Source organism: Pontimicrobium sp. MEBiC06410, assembly GCF_053601615.1.
In genome coordinates this window covers 117,066-135,730 of the sequence record NZ_JBSHNT010000155.1, presented here as the reverse complement: position 1 = coordinate 135,730, position 18,665 = coordinate 117,066, and the positions used below count along the sequence as shown (strand labels likewise).

Here is an 18,665-nt window from a genome sequence, read left to right as displayed (position 1 = left end):
AAACGTTTACAGGTAAAACCATATATAAATGAAACAATATATAACATTATTAATGATTATTCTTTTTGCTAATACTTCTCTTTCTCAAAATAACAACTACGATAAGTTATGGAAGGCTGTAGAAAAACTTGAGTTAGAAGGGTTACCAAAATCTGCTTTAGAAAAAGTAGATGCTATTGCAATAAAAGCAAAAGCAGATAATAACCATTCGCAGCGCATAAAAACATTACTCTATAAAAGTAAGTTTATTTTAATTTTAGAGGAAAATGCTCAACTTAAAGTTATAACAGACCTTAAAGCAGAAATTAATACAAGTGAAATACCAGTTAAAAATGTTTTAGAAAATATATTAGCCAATTTATATTGGCAATATTATCAGCAAAATCGCTATAAGTTTTATAACCGAACCAAAACTGAAACTAAAGTAGATACCGTAGATTTTAGAACCTGGGATTTACAGACTTTATTTAATGAAATTCATTTACATTTTACAAACTCTTTACAAAACGGTTTAATACTACAGCAAACCAAATTAGAGGTATTCGATGAATTACTTATAACGCAAGAAGGCTCTAAAACTTACAGACCTACTTTGTTCGATTTTTTAAGCCATAATGCTTTATCCTTCTACAGCACTTCAGAACATCAAATAACTAAACCAGCTTATAAATTTGAAATAGATAATCCGCATTTTTTAGTAGAAGCAGAACGTTTTTCTAAACTAAACATAAACTCTAAAGACACGACCTCTCAAGAGCTTAATGCACTTAAAATATATCAAGAGTTAATGGCCTTTCATATAAAAGACAAAACGCCTTATGCACTTGCAGATGTTAATATTAAACGTTTAAAGTATGTATTACAACATGCAATATTTAACAATAAAGATAGGTTGTTTTTAGAAGCACTACATACAGAAAAAGTGAAACACAGCTCGCATGAAGTATCTGCTTTGTATAGTTTTGAAATTGCCAATAAGTATTACCAACAAGGGCAAACCTATAACCCAAAAACAGCACCAGAAAACAGATTTAAACTAAAAGAAGCATTAGCGCTATGCAATACAGCTATTAATACTTTTCCTAAGAGTAAAGGAGCAGAAAAATGTACTGTTTTAAAATCACGTATTTTAAATCCTAGCTTAGAAATTACTACAGAAGGTTTTTTACCAATACAAACCAATGCGCGTTTACTATTAAAGTATAGTAACTTAGACCACCTTTTATTTCAAGCTTATAAAATATCTGAAAAACAATACGAAACTTTTAAAACAATTTATCGTGAAGACGAAAAACAAAAATTTATAAAAAAATTAAATGCTACCACAAACTGGAATGCGAATTTAATAAACGAAGGAGACTACCAAAAACATACTATAGAGGTTAGTGTTCCTAAATTAGATAATGGTCGTTATTTAATTACAGCAAAAACATTAGAACTAGAAACAAACTTTTTATCTACTGCCATTATACAAGTTACTAATATTGCTACAGTAGAGTATCAAGATGATAACTATAAATACTTTCAATTTATACATAGAAATACTGGAGCACCTTTAGTTAATACGGCAATAGAATTAACGTATCATAATTATGGTAAAAAGGAAATAACAGAGCATGTTACAACTGATGCTTTAGGACATATTAAAATAAAATATTCTAAAAAAAGAAGAACCAATTTAAAGCTAAAAGCGGTACATAAAAACGATGTAGGTTATTTTGGAAATTATAATATTTATAGAGGCTATACCTATAATAACGATACAAAAAAATCATACAATAGTGGTTTTATTTTTACAGACAGAAGTATTTACAGACCCGGGCAAACCATATATTTTAAAGGTATTATTATGAAAACTGAAGATGAAAAATCTACAGTTTTAGCTAACGAAAAGGTAGCAATAACCCTAAGTAATGTTAATGGTGAAAAGATAAAAACACTGGACTTAGTAACGAACGAATTTGGTTCGGTTTCTGAAACGTTTATTTTACCAAACGATGGTTTAACAGGTAATTTTAGTATTAGATTAAATGGTGATAACATTAGCGCCTACCATTCTATTAGTGTTGAAGAGTATAAACGCCCAAAGTTTGAAACTAAGTTTAACCCCATTACCGAAACTATAAAAATAAACGATAGTGTAACAGTAAAAGGAGAAGCCTTAGCTTTTGCAGGAAGTAATATTACAGACGCCAAAGTAGTCTATCGTGTAAAACGTAATGTACAATACCCGCGTTGGTACTATTGGTATAACAGACATGCGTACAGTAGCGAGGCACAAGAAATTACAAAAGGAGAAACAATAACGGATGCTAAAGGACACTACCAAATTACGTTTAAAGCTATTCCGGATGAAAGTGTAGATAAAAGTAGTTTACCAATTTTTAATTATGAAGTTACTGCCGATGTTACAGATGTTAATGGAGAAACTAGAAGCACTACAACTATAGTAAAAGTTGGTTACCATGCATTAACAGCAACAGTAACGGTAGACCCAAAACTAGACAAAACAAACAAAAAGCAAACCCTTAGTATAGACACTAAAAACTTAAATGGAGAATTTGTTGCAGCAAAAGGCGCTATTAAAATATATAAACTATTAGCACCAGATTATGTATTAAGACCTAGACCATGGACTGCGCCAGATTATGACAATTATACTAAAACAGAATTTAAAACACTGTTTCCTCATGATGCTTATAACGATGAAGACAATAGTAATAACTGGAAAAAAGGAAAGCTAGTTTTAGACGATACATTTAATACCGAAAAATCTAAAACAATAGCTTTAGGTAATATGAAACGTTGGGAATCTGGCGAATATATTATTGAATTAGAAACTAAAGACAGATTTGGACAATTGGTTAAAGACCAGACTAAAACCATTTTATACAGCAACCAAGATAAAGTACTCGCAGACAAACAACTATTTAGTATTACTACAGATAAAAAAGAATATAAAGCTGGAGATAATGCTATTATAACTGTAGCATCTGCTGCAGAAAATATTACTGTAACACTTACTGTAGAAAAAGATAGAAAACTTATTAATACACATACACTAACGCTAAACAATAATAAAAAAACAATAACAGTTCCCGTAACTAAAGACGATTTAGGAGGTTTTGCTGTGGCTTATAGTTTTTCAGCTTTTAATAGCTTTCAAAATGGAGCTACGCTTATAAATGTCCCTTACCCAAAAACAGAATTAACTATTGAAACTAAAACGTTTAGAGATAAGTTACAACCTGGTACAGACGAAACCTGGTCTTTTAAAATAAAAGGCCCTAAAGGCGAACAAGTTTCGGCAGAATTACTAGCAAGTATGTACGATGCGTCTTTAGATGAATTTAAAGCACATAATTATAATTTTAACCCAATTGTTCGTAATACGTATCGTCCGCTTTTTGTTAAAAATTCTAGGTTAAGTTATAATACTCAAAACTTTAGAATCATTCGTAAAACTTATGCACAAAACTACCCATCTACGCAACAATACGATAGCTGGCATTGGTTTGGATTTAATTTTGGAAACTTTCACTACCAAAGACAACGTTATTTAAGATCTATACAAACAAAAACACCTTCATCGTATACAAGCACACATAAATCTGGAATTAAAAAAGGGTATATAGAGGGCGTTGTTTTAGATAATGATAAAGTGCCTATACCATCAGCAAACATCCTATTAAAAGGAACATCTACTGGTACGCTTACAGATTTTGATGGTAAGTTTAAATTAGAAGTAAAAAATGGAAAAACATTACAGTTTTCGTTTATTGGCTATAAAACACTAAATGTCCCAGTCACAAAAGATAATTATTATACCGTCACGCTAATAGAAGATAATGCTATATTAGAAGAAGTTATTGTTATGGCTGATGAAAGTGTACAGAGAAGTATGCAAGTTAAAAGTGCTGCAGCACCTTTAAGAGCTAGAGTTTCAGGTATGCAAATTGAAATGGAAGCAGCAGAAGAAAGTGCAACTGTATTAAATGATGATGAATTTAATGATTTTAATTACTATAGAGGAAATAAATATTCTAAAAAAACATTTAACGATCATAAAAGAGACAATCAAGAATCTTTTAACGAAGTAAGCATCAGAAAAAACCTTCAAGAAACAGCATTTTTCTTTCCACAATTACAAACGGACAAAGACGGTAATGTAAGTTTTAACTTTACAACACCTGAAGCATTAACCAAATGGAAACTGCAATTATTAGCGCATACTAAAACCTTAGAAAGTGCTACTAAAACCTTAGAAACGGTAACCCAAAAAGAATTAATGGTATTACCAAATGCCCCCCGTTTTTTACGAGAAGGCGATAATATTAAAATAAGCACTAAAATTGCCAATCTTACTAAAAAGCAATTATCCGGACAGGCCATTTTACAACTGTTTGATGCGCTTTCAGGTAAAGCTATAGATACCAATTTTAATAATGCAAACAACAGAAAAGAGTTTACTGTAGGTGCTAAAGGGAATACTCAAGTAACATGGAGCTTAAATGTACCAACAAGTATACAAGCTGTGCAATATAAAATAATTGCTAAATCTGGAGATTATAGCGATGGAGAGCAAAATGCATTACCAGTATTAACGAATAGAATGTTGGTTACAGAAACCTTACCAATGTGGATAAAAAGTAACGAGACTAAAACATTTACATTAGATAAATTAAAAACAAATACCTCAACAACACTTAAAAACCATAAATTAACTTTAGAAATAACTAGTAACCCGGCATGGTACGCTGTACAAGCACTACCATACTTAATGGAATACCCATACGAATGTAATGAGCAAACATTTTCCCGCTATTATGCTAATGCATTAGCAAGCCATATTGCAAATTCTAATCCGCGCATTCAAGACGTATTTAACCAATGGAAAAATACAGACGCACTATTAAGTAACTTAGAAAAAAACCAAGAATTAAAATCATTATTAATACAAGAAACACCTTGGTTACGAGATGCACAAAGCGAAACAGAACAGAAAAAGCGCATTGCCTTATTATTCGATTTAAACAAAATGGATAGCGAATTAGCAAGAGCCAAACGTAAACTGGAAGCTAACCAAATGGGGTCTGGAGCATGGTCTTGGTTTGCTAATAATAGAGAGAATCGTTTTATAACACAACATATTATTACAGGATTTGGCCATTTAAAACAACTTAATGTAAAAGCTAGTAAAGAGGACACCGCTAGCATGATAGAAAAAGCATTACGTTACTTAGATGCCGAGTTTGTACAAGAATATAAAGACATTAGAAAATACAATAAAAATGTAGATTTAAGTTTAGACCACTTAAGTTATACTCAATTACATTATTTGTACATGCGTAGCTTTTTTAATGATATAAAAACGTCTAAAGAGGTAGATAAAATTATTGCATATTATCAATCGCAAATAAAAAAATACTGGTTATCTCGTTCTTTATACTCTAAAGGAATGATGGCTTTAATTATGCACCGAGCAGATGAAACCACGACTGCAAATAAAATATTAAAATCGTTAAAAGAAAACAGTATTACCTCAGAGGAGTTAGGGATGTATTGGAAAACAAACACCAGTTCTTGGTATTGGTATCAAGCACCAATAGAAACACAAGCCTTGCTAATTGAAGCCTTTTCTGAAATTGAAAATGATACAGAAACTATAGACAATTTAAAGGTTTGGTTATTAAAAAATAAGCAAACCAACCAATGGAAAACTACAAAAGCAACTACCGATGCTGTTTATGCGCTATTATTACAAGGTAGCGATTGGCTAAGTGTTACAGAGATGGTAGAAGTTATTATTGGAGGGCAACCTATAGCACCGAACAAATTAGAAAATGTAAAAGTAGAAGCTGGAACTGGCTACTATAAAACGGCATGGAATGGTTCGGAAATTAAACCAGAACAAGCAGAAGTTACATTAACAAAAAAAGGAAAAGGGATTGCATGGGGAAGTGTGTACTGGCAATACTTTGAGGATTTAGATAAAATCACCTCAGCAGAAACACCTCTTAAATTAAAGAAAAAACTCTTTAAGAAAACAAATGGTGATACAGGTGAAATCATCACAGAAATTAACAAAGACACACCTTTAAAAGTAGGCGATTTAGTAAGAGTTCGTATAGAGTTAAGAAGCGACCGTGCTATGGAGTTTGTACACATGAAAGATATGCGTGCCGCTGGTATGGAACCTATAAATGTATTATCTAGTTATAAATACCAAGATGGATTGGGCTATTACGAGAGTACAAAAGATGCGTCTACAAACTTCTTTTTCGATTACCTCCCAAAAGGCGTTTATGTATTTGAATACGATTTACGTGTAAACAATGCAGGTAATATGAGTAATGGTATCACTACTATACAAAGTATGTACGCACCAGAATTTACCAGCCATAGTGAGGGGGTTAGAGTAACTATAGAATAGCCTAATAACAGTTAATTAACAACGATAAAATAAATAACAATACTTTCGTGTAATTAAAAAAGGATATTATTAATAAAAAATCGGTTTTGTGTCTTTACACAAACCGATTTTTTAAATTTAAAAACGTCATCTTAATTTAATCCTCTGCTTCAGGTTTTATAATTTGCGACTGGTATTTTTTTAAAAATTGTTTTTGTCTTGCTATCATTTGTTCCCTCACTTTATCTATATCCATAAAATCCTTTCCAAAGCTACTGTCAAAAAAATCATCATTAAAAAAATGCTTACTAAAAAGCGAATCTTGAGAAAAAACAGCCTCGAATCCTTCATTTTCAAACTTTGAGAAATTAGTATAGAATCTAGATTTAAAAGATTGCATTAAGCTATCTTTATCTAAAGAAGATAAATTATCGAGTTCGGAATTAGATGACCAAGAATAAATACTATCGTATCGTATTAAATTACCATTTTCATCAAACTCTTTATCTACTTTCCATGTCCCTTTTGGCTCTTTTACTATATTTTTTTCGTCAGTATTTATCTCTACTTCTTCTGTATTGTTTTTTTGCCCACTACAACTAATACAAACAAAAGCTAATACAGCTATTAAAATATACTGTTTCATTGTTTTAAAATTTAAGTTAGACATCTTTTAATACTTAATAACATAGGTATTATTAAGAAGAGGCTGAAAAAACAGCCTCTTCTTAAAATTTGCTCTAAATTTTAAGGGTACGATTACGAAATTTTAATTGTTCTAGATGGTTTTTGTTTAGCTTCTTCTTTTTTAGGTAAAAGAATGTTTAAAATACCATCTTTATAACTTGCATTAATTTTTTCATCATTAACCGTTTCTGGTAAATTAAAAGTTCTTTTAAACGAAGAGTAACCAAACTCTCTACGCGTATAATTTTCTTCTTTATGCTCTTTTTCTTCTTTTGTCTCTGTAGAAATAGATAATACTTGATTATCAAGATCGATATGAAAATCTGACTTTTTTAAACCTGGAACAGCCATTTCTACCATAAAAGCATCGGCAGTTTCTTTAATATTTACCTTAGGTAAAGTTATTCCTGTATTAAAATTTGAGGTAAATACAGATGGTAAATCTCTATTAAAAAGATCATCAAACCAATTAGACAATATTGGAAAGTTTGTATTTGAATTAGTGTTTGACAAACTTCCGTTTTTAGGAACATTTACTAAATTGCTCATAATTACAAAATTTTTAAATTAAACATTATTTCAAAATTGAAATCTTTCTAGACTTCGGTATTAATTATGCAAATAAAATACCAAAATAGTTAAAGGTTATTTTTATGCAATCTCTTCCCTTTACTAAATGTAATTTTGTCAGAATTATGAATAATTGTCATATTATTACCCACACAGATCGAAAAACCAAAACACTATTAATACACTGAAAAATAACATTATACACAAAAAAAATTCATACATTTAATAACTAACCAAAATTAAATAAATATGAATTCAAAAGTTTTTATGGTTCTAAGAATATTACTTGGAGTCTTTGTTTTAGTATTCGGTATTAATAAGTTTTACAGCTTTATCCCTATGGATGCTCCTACCGGAGATGCTGGCGCCTATTTTGGAGCCTTAATGAAATCCAAAACATTAGCGCTTGTAGCTATAGTAGAAATTGTTGCTGGTTTAGCCCTTATTTTTAATAAGTTTGGTGCTTTATTAGCTTTAATTTTAATGAGTGTATCTGTAAATGCCTTATTATTCCACCTTACTTTAGATCCTGCAAATAGTGCTGGTGCTGTTATTTTATTAGTATTAAATATAGTTGTACTTTATGGATATAGGGATAAGTATAAAGGATTGCTTAATTAAGCTTTATATTATAAAAAAGAGGCTAATTTTAGAGTGCCCCCAAAATGTTAGACACAATTTGGGGGTATTTTTATGTCTAGAAAATTAAAATACACATTTGAATTTAAGAAAGAATGTATCGACTTAATCATTAGGAATCACCAAACATGTTTAAGTGTTAGTAAAGAAAAAGGGTTACACAAATCAATACTTGAACGTTGGTTAATGAGATATAAGACCTATTATGTTGGTTTGTTACCAAAGAAAAACAATAGTTATTCTGTAGCTTTTAAACTCAAGGTCTTAAATCATATTACCAAAGACCATCTTTCCGTAAGGCAAGCCTGCATAGTGTATGATATTGGTAGCGAATCGGTTATTTTAAATTGGAGAAAACGTTATAAATTATTAGGTTTAGAAGGGTTAAAAGATAAGCCTAAAGGCAGGCGTAGTCCAATGAGCAAGAGTAAGATTCCAAATAAAAAATCGAGACCTCTTACCAGAGAGGAAGAGTTACTTATAGAGAATAAATCTTTAAAAGCCGAACTTGCTTTGCTAAAAAAGCTACATGCCTTAGCTCAAGCCCGAGGGAAAAATCGATAGTCATTGATGAGCTAAGGCATGAACACGATTTATCATTGTTGTTAAATCATATGAAAATGGCGAGAAGTAGTTTTTATTATCACTTAAAAGAAAATAAGAAACCTGATAAATATAAAGCTATTAAAGTATCTATATCTAAAATTTACCATAAGCACAAAGGCAGATATGGCTACAGAAGAATAACACTGGAATTAAAAAATCAAGGGGTTTTAATCAATCACAAAACTGTTTTAAGATTAATGAAATCTATGGGGCTAAAATCTTTAGTAAGAGAAAAGAAATACCGTTCATATAGAGGAAAACAAGGGAAAATAGCTCCTAACATTCTTCAGAGAGAATTTAAAACTGATTTTCCAGACCAAAAATGGGCAACGGATATTACAGAATTTAAGGTCAATGGTGAAAAATTGTATTTATCCCCAATCATAGATTTATGTAGTAGAGAGATAATTAGTTATCAACTATCTAAAAGCCCCAATTTTAAACAAATCATCCAGATGCTTAAAAAAGCTTTTAAAAAACACAATACAAATGAAATATTGATGCATTCTGACCAAGGTTGGCAATATCAAATGAAAGAATATCAAAAATTATTGGAGGAAAATAACATAAAACAAAGTATGTCCAGAAAAGGGAACTGCCTAGACAATGCTATTATTGAAAACTTTTTTGGTATTCTAAAATCTGAATTATTTTACTTGAAAAAATATAATTGCATCAAAATACTAGAAAAGGAAATTAAACAATATATTAGTTACTATAATAACGAACGAATTTCGTTGGCTTTAAATGGAATGAGCCCGATACAATATCGAGCTCATTTATCTAAAATTTAATATTAATCAGTCCAACTTTTGGGGTGCACTCCATTTTTAAGACAGCCTCTTTTTACTTTCACTAACAACTTCTATTGCTAAAAAAATAACTTAAATAAGTATATTTATTAAAAGCGTTACTTAACCTTTAGGTGGGTATTGTGTCATTATTTTATCTACTATAGCTTTTAATTTAGCTTCTCGTTGTTGCGGTTTTGCTTTTGGGTTATATGCACTTTCGCTTTTAGCTTGCCAAAATAACCCTGTTTTAGAATCGTCTACAAATTCTATAATAATTTCTCTGTTTACTTTAGCTTGCCCAACAGGGATACCTATAGATACACCACCACCTACACCTCTACTTCCTCCACCTAGACCTACCCCAACTGTGCTATTTTGATTATTTTCAAACTCATGACTTGCAATATCAATTAGAAAATCTGGTGTTTCAGATTTAGAAAACCCCATACTATTTAATTTTGTTTCCAAAATAGACAGCAATCGTTTTTCATCTAACCCAGTTAGCCCAGTTTTCATATCATCGTAAAAATTATATGTTCTATATGCCGAAAAATCTGTACGCTTTTCATAATCGTAATTAACATAAATAGGTGCGCAAGACACTATACATAAAACTAAAATAAAGACCTTTATATATTTCATAGTATTTTCTTTTTATATAAAAATAACGAAAATTATACCATTTAATGTAGTCTGAAAACCGTTCATCATAATTTTAACTTTTTTAACCTTTTAGTCCGCTACTTTTGTATAACAATCAAAAAGCAAGCAGTTATGATCCGTTTTATTTTCAAAATTATTATTCCTTCTCTTATTTTTATAGTTTCGGCTATTGCTCAAAATACACCAAGACCTCAAGATCCTAAACTACCATTGAGTTATAAATCTGAAACTGTTTATTTTACAAATCCAAAAGCTAATAATATAAAATTGGCAGGAACTTTAACGCTACCCAATAATAGGAAAAAGCCAACTGTAGCTATTTTAATTTCTGGATCAGGCGCACAAGACAGAGATGCTAATTTAAAAGCTTTTAACCACAGACCTTTTTTAGTCCTTTCAGATTATTTAACAAGGCATGGCATTGCTGTGTTACGTTATGATGACAGAGGAACTGCTGAAAGTGAAGGCAATCATGGCACGGCCACTTCTGCCGATTTTGCAACAGATGTTGAAGCTGCTATTGCTTATTTAAAAACTAGAGACGATATAGATCCTTCAAAAATAGGATTAATTGGCCATAGCGAAGGCGGCCTTATTGCTCCAATGGTTGCATCTAACACTAAAGATGTTGCTTTTGCTGTATTAATTGCAGGAACAGGTGTTAATGGTGCTACCGTTTTAGAAACGCAATCTAGAAAAGCAGCCGAATTACAAGGTATACCCAAAGCTCAATTAAATGAAAACGAAAAGCTAACATCTATTATATATGAAGCCATCTTAACATATAAAGACAATGCTAAAATTACAGACGTTATAACCAAAGGGCTTAACGATTATAAAGCTAATAACCCTGAATCGATGTTAGCGCCTATGATAACACCACAAATGATTAACCAACAATTAAGCATATTAAACTCTAAATGGTTAATGTATTTTATTAGAAGCGAACCTCACGATTTTTTATCTAAAACAACTTGCCCTGTTTTAGCTATAAATGGTAGTAAAGACATTCAAGTGCTACCTAAACTTAATTTAGAAGGCATTAGAAAAGGGCTAGAAGCTGCTGGTAATAAAGATTATACTATAAAAGAAATAGCGGGTTTAAACCACTTAATGCAAACGGCGAATACTGGTAGTATACAAGAATACGGAACTATTGAAGAAACACATGCTCCCGCTTCTTTAAAGTTAATAACAGATTGGATTAATAAACGCTTTTAAACTTATAATTATGAACTGGACAGATAATACCTTTTTATTTATAACAATTATTACGGGTTTGCCATTTGTTATTGCGGCCTTAATAACCATGAAATTTCCTCCAAAAAAAATAAATTATATTTATGGTTATAGAACAAAAGCGTCAATGAAAAGCCAAGAACGTTGGGATTTTGCTCAAAAATACTCCTCTAAACAACTTTTGTTTTGTGGTTTATTTTTAATAGCAATAGGGCTTTTATCTATACTAATACCTGTAGAAAAATCTACAGGCATTTATAGCGCTATTATTCTTACTACATTATGTTTAATTATATTACTTTACAATACAGAAACTCAACTAAAAAAAAGATTTAAATAACCAATCAAAAATTCTAATACAGCCTTATCCTTTAAAACTATGATACTTTATAAACATACCCAATATGGTAAATTACTTATTGTTATTTTAAGTATTGTATTACTTTCTACAATTGCTGCCTTTGTTTTTCAAGCAGGAACAAACCCTATACCTTGGCCAGTTCTTTGCTTTATCTCTCTTATATTTTTGTTTGCCTTACTATCATTTTATAAACTAACCATTATAATTACTAAAAACACTATTACAGCCAAGCTTGGAATAGGTATTATAAAAAAAGAATTGAATATTAAGGATATAAATTATGCTTCGATAGAAAAAATTAAAGTACCAGCTTTATACGGTATAGGCATTAGGTTAACACCACATGGTTGGTTATATAATGTAAAAATTGGACATGCTATTAAAATAAAATCTAAGACTAAAACCTTTTTTGTAGGTACTGAAGATTTCGAGAAAATCTATAATATTCTAAACAGTTTAAAAACAGAAAAACTGTAACTTTAAAATTTATATGAAAATCTCTAATACCATTCTATTTTGGGTTTTACAACTTTTAGGTTGGGGCGCTCCTATAGTTATTAATGCATCTGCAAAATATAGTAGCCCTAAATTAAATAACATTTATGTTACAGCAGAAACTTTGCTACTTATTATATCTGGGATTATAACATCTTCCTTATTAAGGAGCTACTTAAAACATAACATAACCTTTAATACGTTTAATACAAAAGAGTGGAAACATATTGTAATAGGTTACATAGGCACATCGTTACTTTTCTCGAGTTCAATGTTTTTAGCTATTCCTCTTGGAAACTTGTTAAATGAAACTAATATTACGGTATCTTCTCTATTAGTTCTTAGCTCTATAATTAATGCTTTTATATTTATGTTTTTCTGGTTAGTACTTTATCTTTCAATAAAGTTAACCCGACAATATAGAAGTAATCAAATTAAAAACTTACAATTAGAAACCGCTTTAAAAGATTCTGAATTAAATACGCTGAAAGGCCAAATCAACCCGCATTTTATGTTTAACAGTTTAAATAACATTCGTGGGTTAATGCTAGAAGATGTAGAAAAATCTAGAGATATGATAACGCGTTTGTCTGAAATGCTACGTTACTCTCTAACCAAAAACAAAGTAGATACTATAGCACTAAAAGAAGAATTAGAAATGGTAGATAATTATATTGAATTATCTAAAATTCAATTTGAGGACCGTTTGCAGTATAGCGCTAAGGTAGACGATACATTATTACATGTAGAAATCCCACCTATGATTATACAAATGCTTATTGAAAATGCTATTAAACATGGTATTTCTAGTTTAAGACAAGGCGGAAGCATTAATTTATCAATTTCTGAAAGACAAAAACAACTCATAATAGTTGTTAGTAATTCTGGTACACTAACAGAAAATAACACTTCTACACATGTAGGTATACAAAATATAAAAAAGAGACTCGCTTTACTTTATAAAGCAAATGCCTCTTTTAATTTAAAAGCAGAAAACAATACCGTTATAGCAACCATAAAACTACCACTGTAATGCAAAAAATTAATGCTGTAATTGTTGAAGACTCTCGTCTAGCAAGGCAAGAATTAAAGGAATTAGTAAAGAACCATCCAGAAATTGAAATTATTGGAGAAGCCGAAAATGTAGATGATGCCTATAAACTAATATCCAAAACTAATCCTGCACTATTATTTCTAGACATTAACATGCCCGAAAAAGATGGATTTCAGTTATTAGAATTACTAGATGAGATACCAATAGTTATATTTACTACGGCTTATGACGACTATGCTATTAAGTCTTTTGAGTATAATGCATTCGACTATTTATTAAAACCAATAAATAAAGAACGTTTTGCTAAAACTATAACAAAATTACTACCAACTTTAGATGAAAAAAACAGTACCGATAAAAGTAAAAAATTAACTATCGATTCTCAAATTTTCATAAAAGAAGGAGAACATTGCTGGATGGTTTTTTTAAAAGACATTGTCCTTTTTGAAATTGTAGGAAATTATACAAGAGTCTACTTTAAAGACAAAAAACCACTTATATATAAGTCACTTAATCAAATAGAAACTAAGTTACCAGAGTACGATTTTTTTAGAGTAAACAGACAGCAGATAATTAATTTAAAAGCCATTAAAAATGTTACCCCATGGTTTAATGGTAAATTAAAAATGACTTTAATAAATGCTATAGATGTTGAAGTTTCTAGACGTCAATCTCAAAAATTTAAACAGGACTTAGAGTTTTAACCAAATTCCTACGCAGGCAGGACTCCAATTATTTAAAGCTTGAGTCTCTCTAGAGTAAGTAAACTCTTAAATCAAAAAATCGTTAATCGTAACTCATCATTCAAGAAGATTCCTGCCTTCGCAGGAATGCCTTAATCATTTAACAACTTCCATAGCGCATCTTTAAGCTCTGTAATACCTTGTTGTGCTACAGACGATATAAAGAAATACGGAATTGGTAATTCGTTATCCATCTCTACTTTTAGCTCAGCTTTTAACTCGTCGTCCAACATGTCGCATTTAGATATAGCTATAATACGCTCCTTATCTAGCATTTCTGGATTGTAGCGACGTAATTCATCTAATAAAATATCGTATTGTTCTTTAATGTCCTTTGCGTCTGCAGGAATCATAAACAATAAAATAGAGTTACGTTCTATATGTCTTAAAAAATAATGTCCAAGACCTTTACCTTCTGCCGCACCTTCAATAATACCAGGAATATCGGCCATGACGAAGGTTTGGTAATCTCGATATTTTACAATCCCTAAATTAGGTTTTAAAGTGGTAAACTCATAATCTGCAATTTTAGGTTTTGCAGAGCTTACTACAGATAATAATGTAGACTTCCCCGCATTTGGAAACCCTACTAAACCAACATCGGCAAGAACCTTTAGCTCTAAAGTAATATCTTTTTCTTCTAAAGGAATACCAGGTTGTGCATAACGTGGTGTTTGGTTCGTAGAGCTTTTAAAGTGCCAGTTTCCTCGCCCTCCTTTTCCTCCTTCTGCAATAATAACTTCTTCGTCATTGTTTGTTATCTCGAAAAGTACATTATTTGTTTCTGTATCTCTAACAACCGTTCCTAAAGGCACTTCTATATATACATCTTCTCCATCTGCACCTGTACTACGCCCACTACTTCCATGAGCACCATGACCAGCACGAATGTGACGTTTAAATTTTAAGTGTAATAATGTCCAAAGGTTAGAGTTTCCTCTAATAATAACGTGTCCTCCACGACCACCATCTCCTCCATCTGGTCCACCTTTTGCAATATACTTTTCGCGATGTAAGTGCGTAGAACCTTTACCTCCGTTTCCAGAAGTAACGTGCATTTTTACATAATCAACAAAATTCCCTTCAGTCATAATCAATTTAAAATGTAAGTGGTAACAAAAACCTCATTATCCCTTACGGTTATTTTTTACTAGTTTTTTAGCCTAGATTTTCTTCCTATTATAAAGTATAATAACGGGCCTAAAAAGGGCAACAATAATGTTACTAAAACCCAAATTAACTTATCATTATTTTTAAAATTATGCTTCACAATATCAATAATTGTTATTATTGGCAATAAAACTAAAAACAATATAACGATAAGTATAAGTATAATTTGAAATGGGCCTATTATCCCTAAAGGAACTTCTAATACTTCCATAATAGTTATATTACAAATTATCTATGGCGTTGCATAAACGCTCTGTAATGGCTTCAATAGTACCAATACCATCTACACCGTAATATTTATTTTGTTCTGCGTAAAACTCTTTTAGTATTGCAGTTTTTTTATAATATTCTGTTATTCTATCTCTAATTACAGCTTCATTTGCATCATCAGCTCTTCCGCTAGATTTTCCTCTCTCTAGTAAACGTTCTACTAATACTTCATCTTCCACCTCTAATGCAATCATAGCATCAATTTGAGAGTCTTTACTTTGCATTAATTGGTCTAAAGCCTCAGCTTGTGCATTAGTACGTGGAAATCCATCAAAAATAAAGCCTTTAGCATCTGCATTTTTTTCTACCTCTGCTTCAAGCATATCTATTGTTACTTGATCTGGCACTAACTGTCCTTTATCTATATAAGATTTTGCTAATGTTCCTAAAGCTGTTTCGTTCTTTATATTGTATCTAAAAACATCTCCTGTAGAAATGTGTACTAGATTATATTTTTCTTTTAAAAAATTAGCTTGGGTTCCTTTACCTGCTCCCGGAGGACCAAATAATACAATATTAGTCATGTGTTGTGTTGTTTTTAATTGGTATACTTCTGGTAAATCTCTTCCTAAGCCATCGTAATCTAGACCGTAGCCTACAATAAACTTATTAGGAATCTCTTTACCAACATAATGTAATTTAAAATCTTTTTTGTAAGCCTCTGGTTTATAAAATAAAGTGGCAATTAATAGCTGTTTTACACCTTCATTTTTAAATATTCTATGCACTTCGTGCAAGGTATTACCTGTATCAATAATATCTTCTAAAATAACAACCGTTCGCCCTGTTAAATTTTGTGTTAATCCAATAAGTCTTTGGATATCTTCAGACGATTTAACGCCTTCGTAAGAAGCCAGTTTAATAAAGGTAACCTCACAAGGTTTTGGGTATTTTTTCACAAAATCGCTCACCAACATAAATGACCCATTTAAAATCCCAATAAAAACAGGAATTTCATCTCCTAAATCGTTTGCTACATCGTTTGCCATTTGCGTAACCGCATCTTCAATTTCTTTGGCAGAAATAAAAGGCTTAAAATATTTGTCGTGAAGCTTAATCATTACTTTGGTTTTATGAAAGAGGCAAAGATACGGATTTGTTAAAAGATATACGATTTTTACCTTAGCATTTTATTACTAATTTGGGTTTTAAAATGTATTTTTGTACCACTAATTTCAACACATAAAATGAACTACTTCTCATCCCATTTTAAATTAGGTATCCTTGGAGGCGGCCAATTAGGAAAAATGCTCCTAAACGAAACACGAAAATTTGATATTAAAACCCATGTTTTAGACCCTAGCGACGAAGCGCCATGTAAAATTGCTTGTAACGTGTTTACTAAAGGTGATTTAATGGATTACGATACCGTTTTTAACTTCGGAAAACAGGTAGACATTTTAACCTTTGAGATTGAAAATGTTAACGTAGATGCTTTAGAGGCTTTAGAAAAAGAAGGGATTAAAGTGTATCCTTCATCTAGTAATTTAAGAATTATCCAGAATAAAGCCGCTCAAAAATTATTTTACGTTGATAATAATTTACCAACTTCCTCATTTTCTCGTTTTGCTTATGCTTCAGAGATTGAAGATGCAGTTATAAACGGAGGTTTAACTCTGCCTTTTGTATGGAAAAGTGCTCAATTTGGTTATGATGGTAATGGTGTAAAAATTATACGAACGCTAGACGATTTAAAAGGGCTTCCAAAAGGAGAATGTATTGCAGAACAGCTAGTAGATTTTAAAAATGAACTAGCGGTTATAGTTTCTAGAACGCCAGATGGAGAAGTAAAAACCTATCCAGTAGTAGAAATGGAATTTCATCCAGAAGCCAACCAAGTAGAATATGTTATTTGCCCAGGAAGAGTATCGGAAATTGTTGCTAAAAAAGCACAAGAGGTAGCCTTAAATGTTTCTAAAGCCTTTAACCATGTTGGTTTATTAGCTGTAGAATTATTTCAAACACAAGAGGATAACATTTTAATAAACGAAGTAGCACCAAGACCCCACAATTCTGGACACCAAACCATAGAAGCTAGTTATACTTCTCAATTCGAGCAACATTTACGTGCCATTTTAAATTTACCATTAGGAAGAACAGATAGTAAAGTTGGAGGTGTTATGGTAAATTTGGTTGGAGCAGAAGGTTACACAGGTAATGTTATCTATAAAAACATAGACACTATTATGCAAATGGATGGTGTTACACCACACATTTACGGAAAAAAGGTAACACGCCCTTTTCGTAAAATGGGGCATGTAACTATAGTTCATGAAGATTTAAATACAGCAAGGCAAATTGCCGAAAATGTTAAAAAGACAATAAAAGTTATTTCGGAATAAGGACTTTTTCATACTTTCGAACTCCACCTTTATTAGCAATTATAAAAAACATAAACACACAACAAATGAGTAAAGTAGGCGTAATCATGGGGAGCATTAGTGATCTTCCTGTAATGCAAGATGCTATAGATATTTTAAAAGGATTTGATATTGAGGTCGAAGTAGATATAGTATCTGCGCATCGTACTCCAGAAAAATTATTCGATTACAGTAAAAATGCCCATACAAGAGGCATCTCTGTTATTGTTGCTGGTGCAGGAGGAGCCGCACATTTACCAGGTATGGTGGCATCGTTATCGCCTTTACCTGTTATTGGTGTTCCTGTAAAAAGTAGTAACTCTATAGATGGTTGGGACTCTGTACTATCCATTTTACAAATGCCAGGAGGTGTTCCTGTTGCTACAGTTGCTCTTAATGGTGCTAAAAACGCAGGAATATTAGCTGCACAAATTATAGGAACTAGCGATACTTGTGTATTAGACAAAATAATAGCCTATAAAGAAGGCTTAAAACTTAAAGTGGAAAACGCTGCTAAAGATTTAAAATAGTGATAAATCAAAAAAGCCCTGTCTCCAGGGCTTTTAGTCGCTATTAATCTTCTATATATGAGCTAAATGCCC

Annotated in this window: 17 protein-coding genes; 11 read left to right on the top strand and 6 right to left on the bottom strand. The window is 31.3% G+C overall.

The features are described 5' to 3' along the window. Nucleotides 1-28 precede the first annotated feature (28 nt). Nucleotides 29-6,433, top strand: coding sequence for an alpha-2-macroglobulin family protein (locus ACVC08_RS11645; protein WP_452602149.1), 6,405 nt, complete (start codon nucleotides 29-31; stop codon nucleotides 6,431-6,433). Between the two features lie 136 nt (nucleotides 6,434-6,569). Here the strand turns inward: ACVC08_RS11645 and ACVC08_RS11640 are convergent, their stop codons facing one another. Further along, entirely contained in the window at nucleotides 6,570-7,058 is a 489-nt protein-coding gene (locus ACVC08_RS11640) for a hypothetical protein (protein WP_452597345.1), read from the bottom strand. 113 nt (nucleotides 7,059-7,171) lie between these two features. After that, complete coding sequence (locus ACVC08_RS11635; protein ID WP_452602148.1) at nucleotides 7,172-7,648, bottom strand: Hsp20/alpha crystallin family protein; 477 nt, start codon at nucleotides 7,646-7,648, stop codon at nucleotides 7,172-7,174. 270 nt (nucleotides 7,649-7,918) lie between these two features. On the opposite strand from ACVC08_RS11635, the gene ACVC08_RS11630 reads away from it, so the two are divergent. The 3 genes from ACVC08_RS11630 to ACVC08_RS11620 all read left to right on the top strand — a co-directional run bounded on the left by ACVC08_RS11630 (nucleotide 7,919) and on the right by ACVC08_RS11620 (nucleotide 9,708). After that, entirely contained in the window at nucleotides 7,919-8,290 is a 372-nt protein-coding gene (locus ACVC08_RS11630) for a DoxX family membrane protein (RefSeq protein WP_452602147.1), read from the top strand. Between the two features lie 204 nt (nucleotides 8,291-8,494). Next, nucleotides 8,495-8,872 (top strand): helix-turn-helix domain-containing protein, encoded by a 378-nt coding sequence (locus ACVC08_RS11625; RefSeq protein WP_452602146.1) that lies wholly within the window; start codon nucleotides 8,495-8,497, stop codon nucleotides 8,870-8,872. Next, nucleotides 8,800-9,708 (top strand): IS3 family transposase, encoded by a 909-nt coding sequence (locus ACVC08_RS11620; protein ID WP_452602207.1) that lies wholly within the window; start codon nucleotides 8,800-8,802, stop codon nucleotides 9,706-9,708. The genes ACVC08_RS11625 and ACVC08_RS11620 overlap by 73 nt, the downstream gene beginning before the upstream one ends. A gap of 120 nt (nucleotides 9,709-9,828) precedes the next feature. Here ACVC08_RS11620 and ACVC08_RS11615 read toward each other — a convergent pair whose 3' ends face one another. After that, nucleotides 9,829-10,350 carry a DUF4136 domain-containing protein gene (locus tag ACVC08_RS11615; protein ID WP_452602145.1) on the bottom strand — a complete coding sequence of 174 codons (522 nt, stop codon included), beginning with the start codon at nucleotides 10,348-10,350 and terminating at the stop codon, nucleotides 9,829-9,831. Between the two features lie 132 nt (nucleotides 10,351-10,482). Between ACVC08_RS11615 and ACVC08_RS11610 the strand changes: the two genes are divergently transcribed. From ACVC08_RS11610 to ACVC08_RS11590, 5 genes are read left to right on the top strand one after another with little or no spacing between them, the layout of a single operon-like run. Further along, a complete protein-coding gene (locus tag ACVC08_RS11610) occupies nucleotides 10,483-11,592 on the top strand; it encodes an alpha/beta hydrolase family protein (protein WP_452602144.1) in 1,110 nt (369 codons plus the stop codon). A 10-nt stretch (nucleotides 11,593-11,602) separates the two neighbouring features. After that, nucleotides 11,603-11,950 carry an SdpI family protein gene (locus tag ACVC08_RS11605; protein ID WP_452597340.1) on the top strand — a complete coding sequence of 116 codons (348 nt, stop codon included), beginning with the start codon at nucleotides 11,603-11,605 and terminating at the stop codon, nucleotides 11,948-11,950. A gap of 39 nt (nucleotides 11,951-11,989) precedes the next feature. Continuing rightward, a complete protein-coding gene (locus ACVC08_RS11600) occupies nucleotides 11,990-12,448 on the top strand; it encodes a hypothetical protein (protein ID WP_452602143.1) in 459 nt (152 codons plus the stop codon). A 13-nt stretch (nucleotides 12,449-12,461) separates the two neighbouring features. Beyond that, a complete protein-coding gene (locus ACVC08_RS11595) occupies nucleotides 12,462-13,499 on the top strand; it encodes a sensor histidine kinase (RefSeq protein ID WP_452602142.1) in 1,038 nt (345 codons plus the stop codon). Next, the gene (locus ACVC08_RS11590; protein ID WP_452597337.1) at nucleotides 13,499-14,224 is read left to right on the top strand and encodes a LytR/AlgR family response regulator transcription factor; all 726 of its coding nucleotides are present in this window, start codon (nucleotides 13,499-13,501) and stop codon (nucleotides 14,222-14,224) included. The genes ACVC08_RS11595 and ACVC08_RS11590 overlap by 1 nt, the downstream gene beginning before the upstream one ends. Nucleotides 14,225-14,355: 131 nt before the next feature. Here the strand turns inward: ACVC08_RS11590 and obgE are convergent, their stop codons facing one another. Genes obgE through ACVC08_RS11575 form a run of 3 tightly spaced genes read right to left on the bottom strand, consistent with a single transcriptional unit; the run spans nucleotide 14,356 to nucleotide 16,764 of the window. After that, nucleotides 14,356-15,354: a GTPase ObgE gene (obgE, locus tag ACVC08_RS11585; RefSeq protein ID WP_452597336.1), complete on the bottom strand. Its 999-nt coding sequence runs from the start codon at nucleotides 15,352-15,354 to the stop codon at nucleotides 14,356-14,358. 59 nt (nucleotides 15,355-15,413) lie between these two features. Further along, entirely contained in the window at nucleotides 15,414-15,644 is a 231-nt protein-coding gene (locus tag ACVC08_RS11580) for a PLDc N-terminal domain-containing protein (RefSeq protein WP_452602141.1), read from the bottom strand. A gap of 10 nt (nucleotides 15,645-15,654) precedes the next feature. Next, nucleotides 15,655-16,764 carry an adenylate kinase gene (locus tag ACVC08_RS11575; protein ID WP_452597334.1) on the bottom strand — a complete coding sequence of 370 codons (1,110 nt, stop codon included), beginning with the start codon at nucleotides 16,762-16,764 and terminating at the stop codon, nucleotides 15,655-15,657. A 126-nt stretch (nucleotides 16,765-16,890) separates the two neighbouring features. On the opposite strand from ACVC08_RS11575, the gene ACVC08_RS11570 reads away from it, so the two are divergent. Further along, a complete protein-coding gene (locus tag ACVC08_RS11570) occupies nucleotides 16,891-18,045 on the top strand; it encodes a 5-(carboxyamino)imidazole ribonucleotide synthase (RefSeq protein ID WP_452597333.1) in 1,155 nt (384 codons plus the stop codon). A gap of 65 nt (nucleotides 18,046-18,110) precedes the next feature. Beyond that, a complete protein-coding gene (gene purE, locus ACVC08_RS11565; RefSeq protein ID WP_452597332.1) occupies nucleotides 18,111-18,593 on the top strand; it encodes a 5-(carboxyamino)imidazole ribonucleotide mutase in 483 nt (160 codons plus the stop codon). Nucleotides 18,594-18,665: the final 72 nt, after the last annotated feature.

Coding starts and splice junctions, on each gene's coding strand:
- ACVC08_RS11645 (WP_452602149.1), top strand. CDS start 29: ATGAAACAATATATAACATTATTAATGATTATTCTTTTTGCTAATACT.
- ACVC08_RS11640 (WP_452597345.1), bottom strand. CDS start 7,058: ATGAAACAGTATATTTTAATAGCTGTATTAGCTTTTGTTTGTATTAGT.
- ACVC08_RS11635 (WP_452602148.1), bottom strand. CDS start 7,648: ATGAGCAATTTAGTAAATGTTCCTAAAAACGGAAGTTTGTCAAACACT.
- ACVC08_RS11630 (WP_452602147.1), top strand. CDS start 7,919: ATGAATTCAAAAGTTTTTATGGTTCTAAGAATATTACTTGGAGTCTTT.
- ACVC08_RS11625 (WP_452602146.1), top strand. CDS start 8,495: ATGAGATATAAGACCTATTATGTTGGTTTGTTACCAAAGAAAAACAAT.
- ACVC08_RS11615 (WP_452602145.1), bottom strand. CDS start 10,350: ATGAAATATATAAAGGTCTTTATTTTAGTTTTATGTATAGTGTCTTGC.
- ACVC08_RS11610 (WP_452602144.1), top strand. CDS start 10,483: ATGATCCGTTTTATTTTCAAAATTATTATTCCTTCTCTTATTTTTATA.
- ACVC08_RS11605 (WP_452597340.1), top strand. CDS start 11,603: ATGAACTGGACAGATAATACCTTTTTATTTATAACAATTATTACGGGT.
- ACVC08_RS11600 (WP_452602143.1), top strand. CDS start 11,990: ATGATACTTTATAAACATACCCAATATGGTAAATTACTTATTGTTATT.
- ACVC08_RS11595 (WP_452602142.1), top strand. CDS start 12,462: ATGAAAATCTCTAATACCATTCTATTTTGGGTTTTACAACTTTTAGGT.
- ACVC08_RS11590 (WP_452597337.1), top strand. CDS start 13,499: ATGCAAAAAATTAATGCTGTAATTGTTGAAGACTCTCGTCTAGCAAGG.
- obgE (WP_452597336.1), bottom strand. CDS start 15,354: ATGACTGAAGGGAATTTTGTTGATTATGTAAAAATGCACGTTACTTCT.
- ACVC08_RS11580 (WP_452602141.1), bottom strand. CDS start 15,644: ATGGAAGTATTAGAAGTTCCTTTAGGGATAATAGGCCCATTTCAAATT.
- ACVC08_RS11575 (WP_452597334.1), bottom strand. CDS start 16,764: ATGATTAAGCTTCACGACAAATATTTTAAGCCTTTTATTTCTGCCAAA.
- ACVC08_RS11570 (WP_452597333.1), top strand. CDS start 16,891: ATGAACTACTTCTCATCCCATTTTAAATTAGGTATCCTTGGAGGCGGC.
- purE (WP_452597332.1), top strand. CDS start 18,111: ATGAGTAAAGTAGGCGTAATCATGGGGAGCATTAGTGATCTTCCTGTA.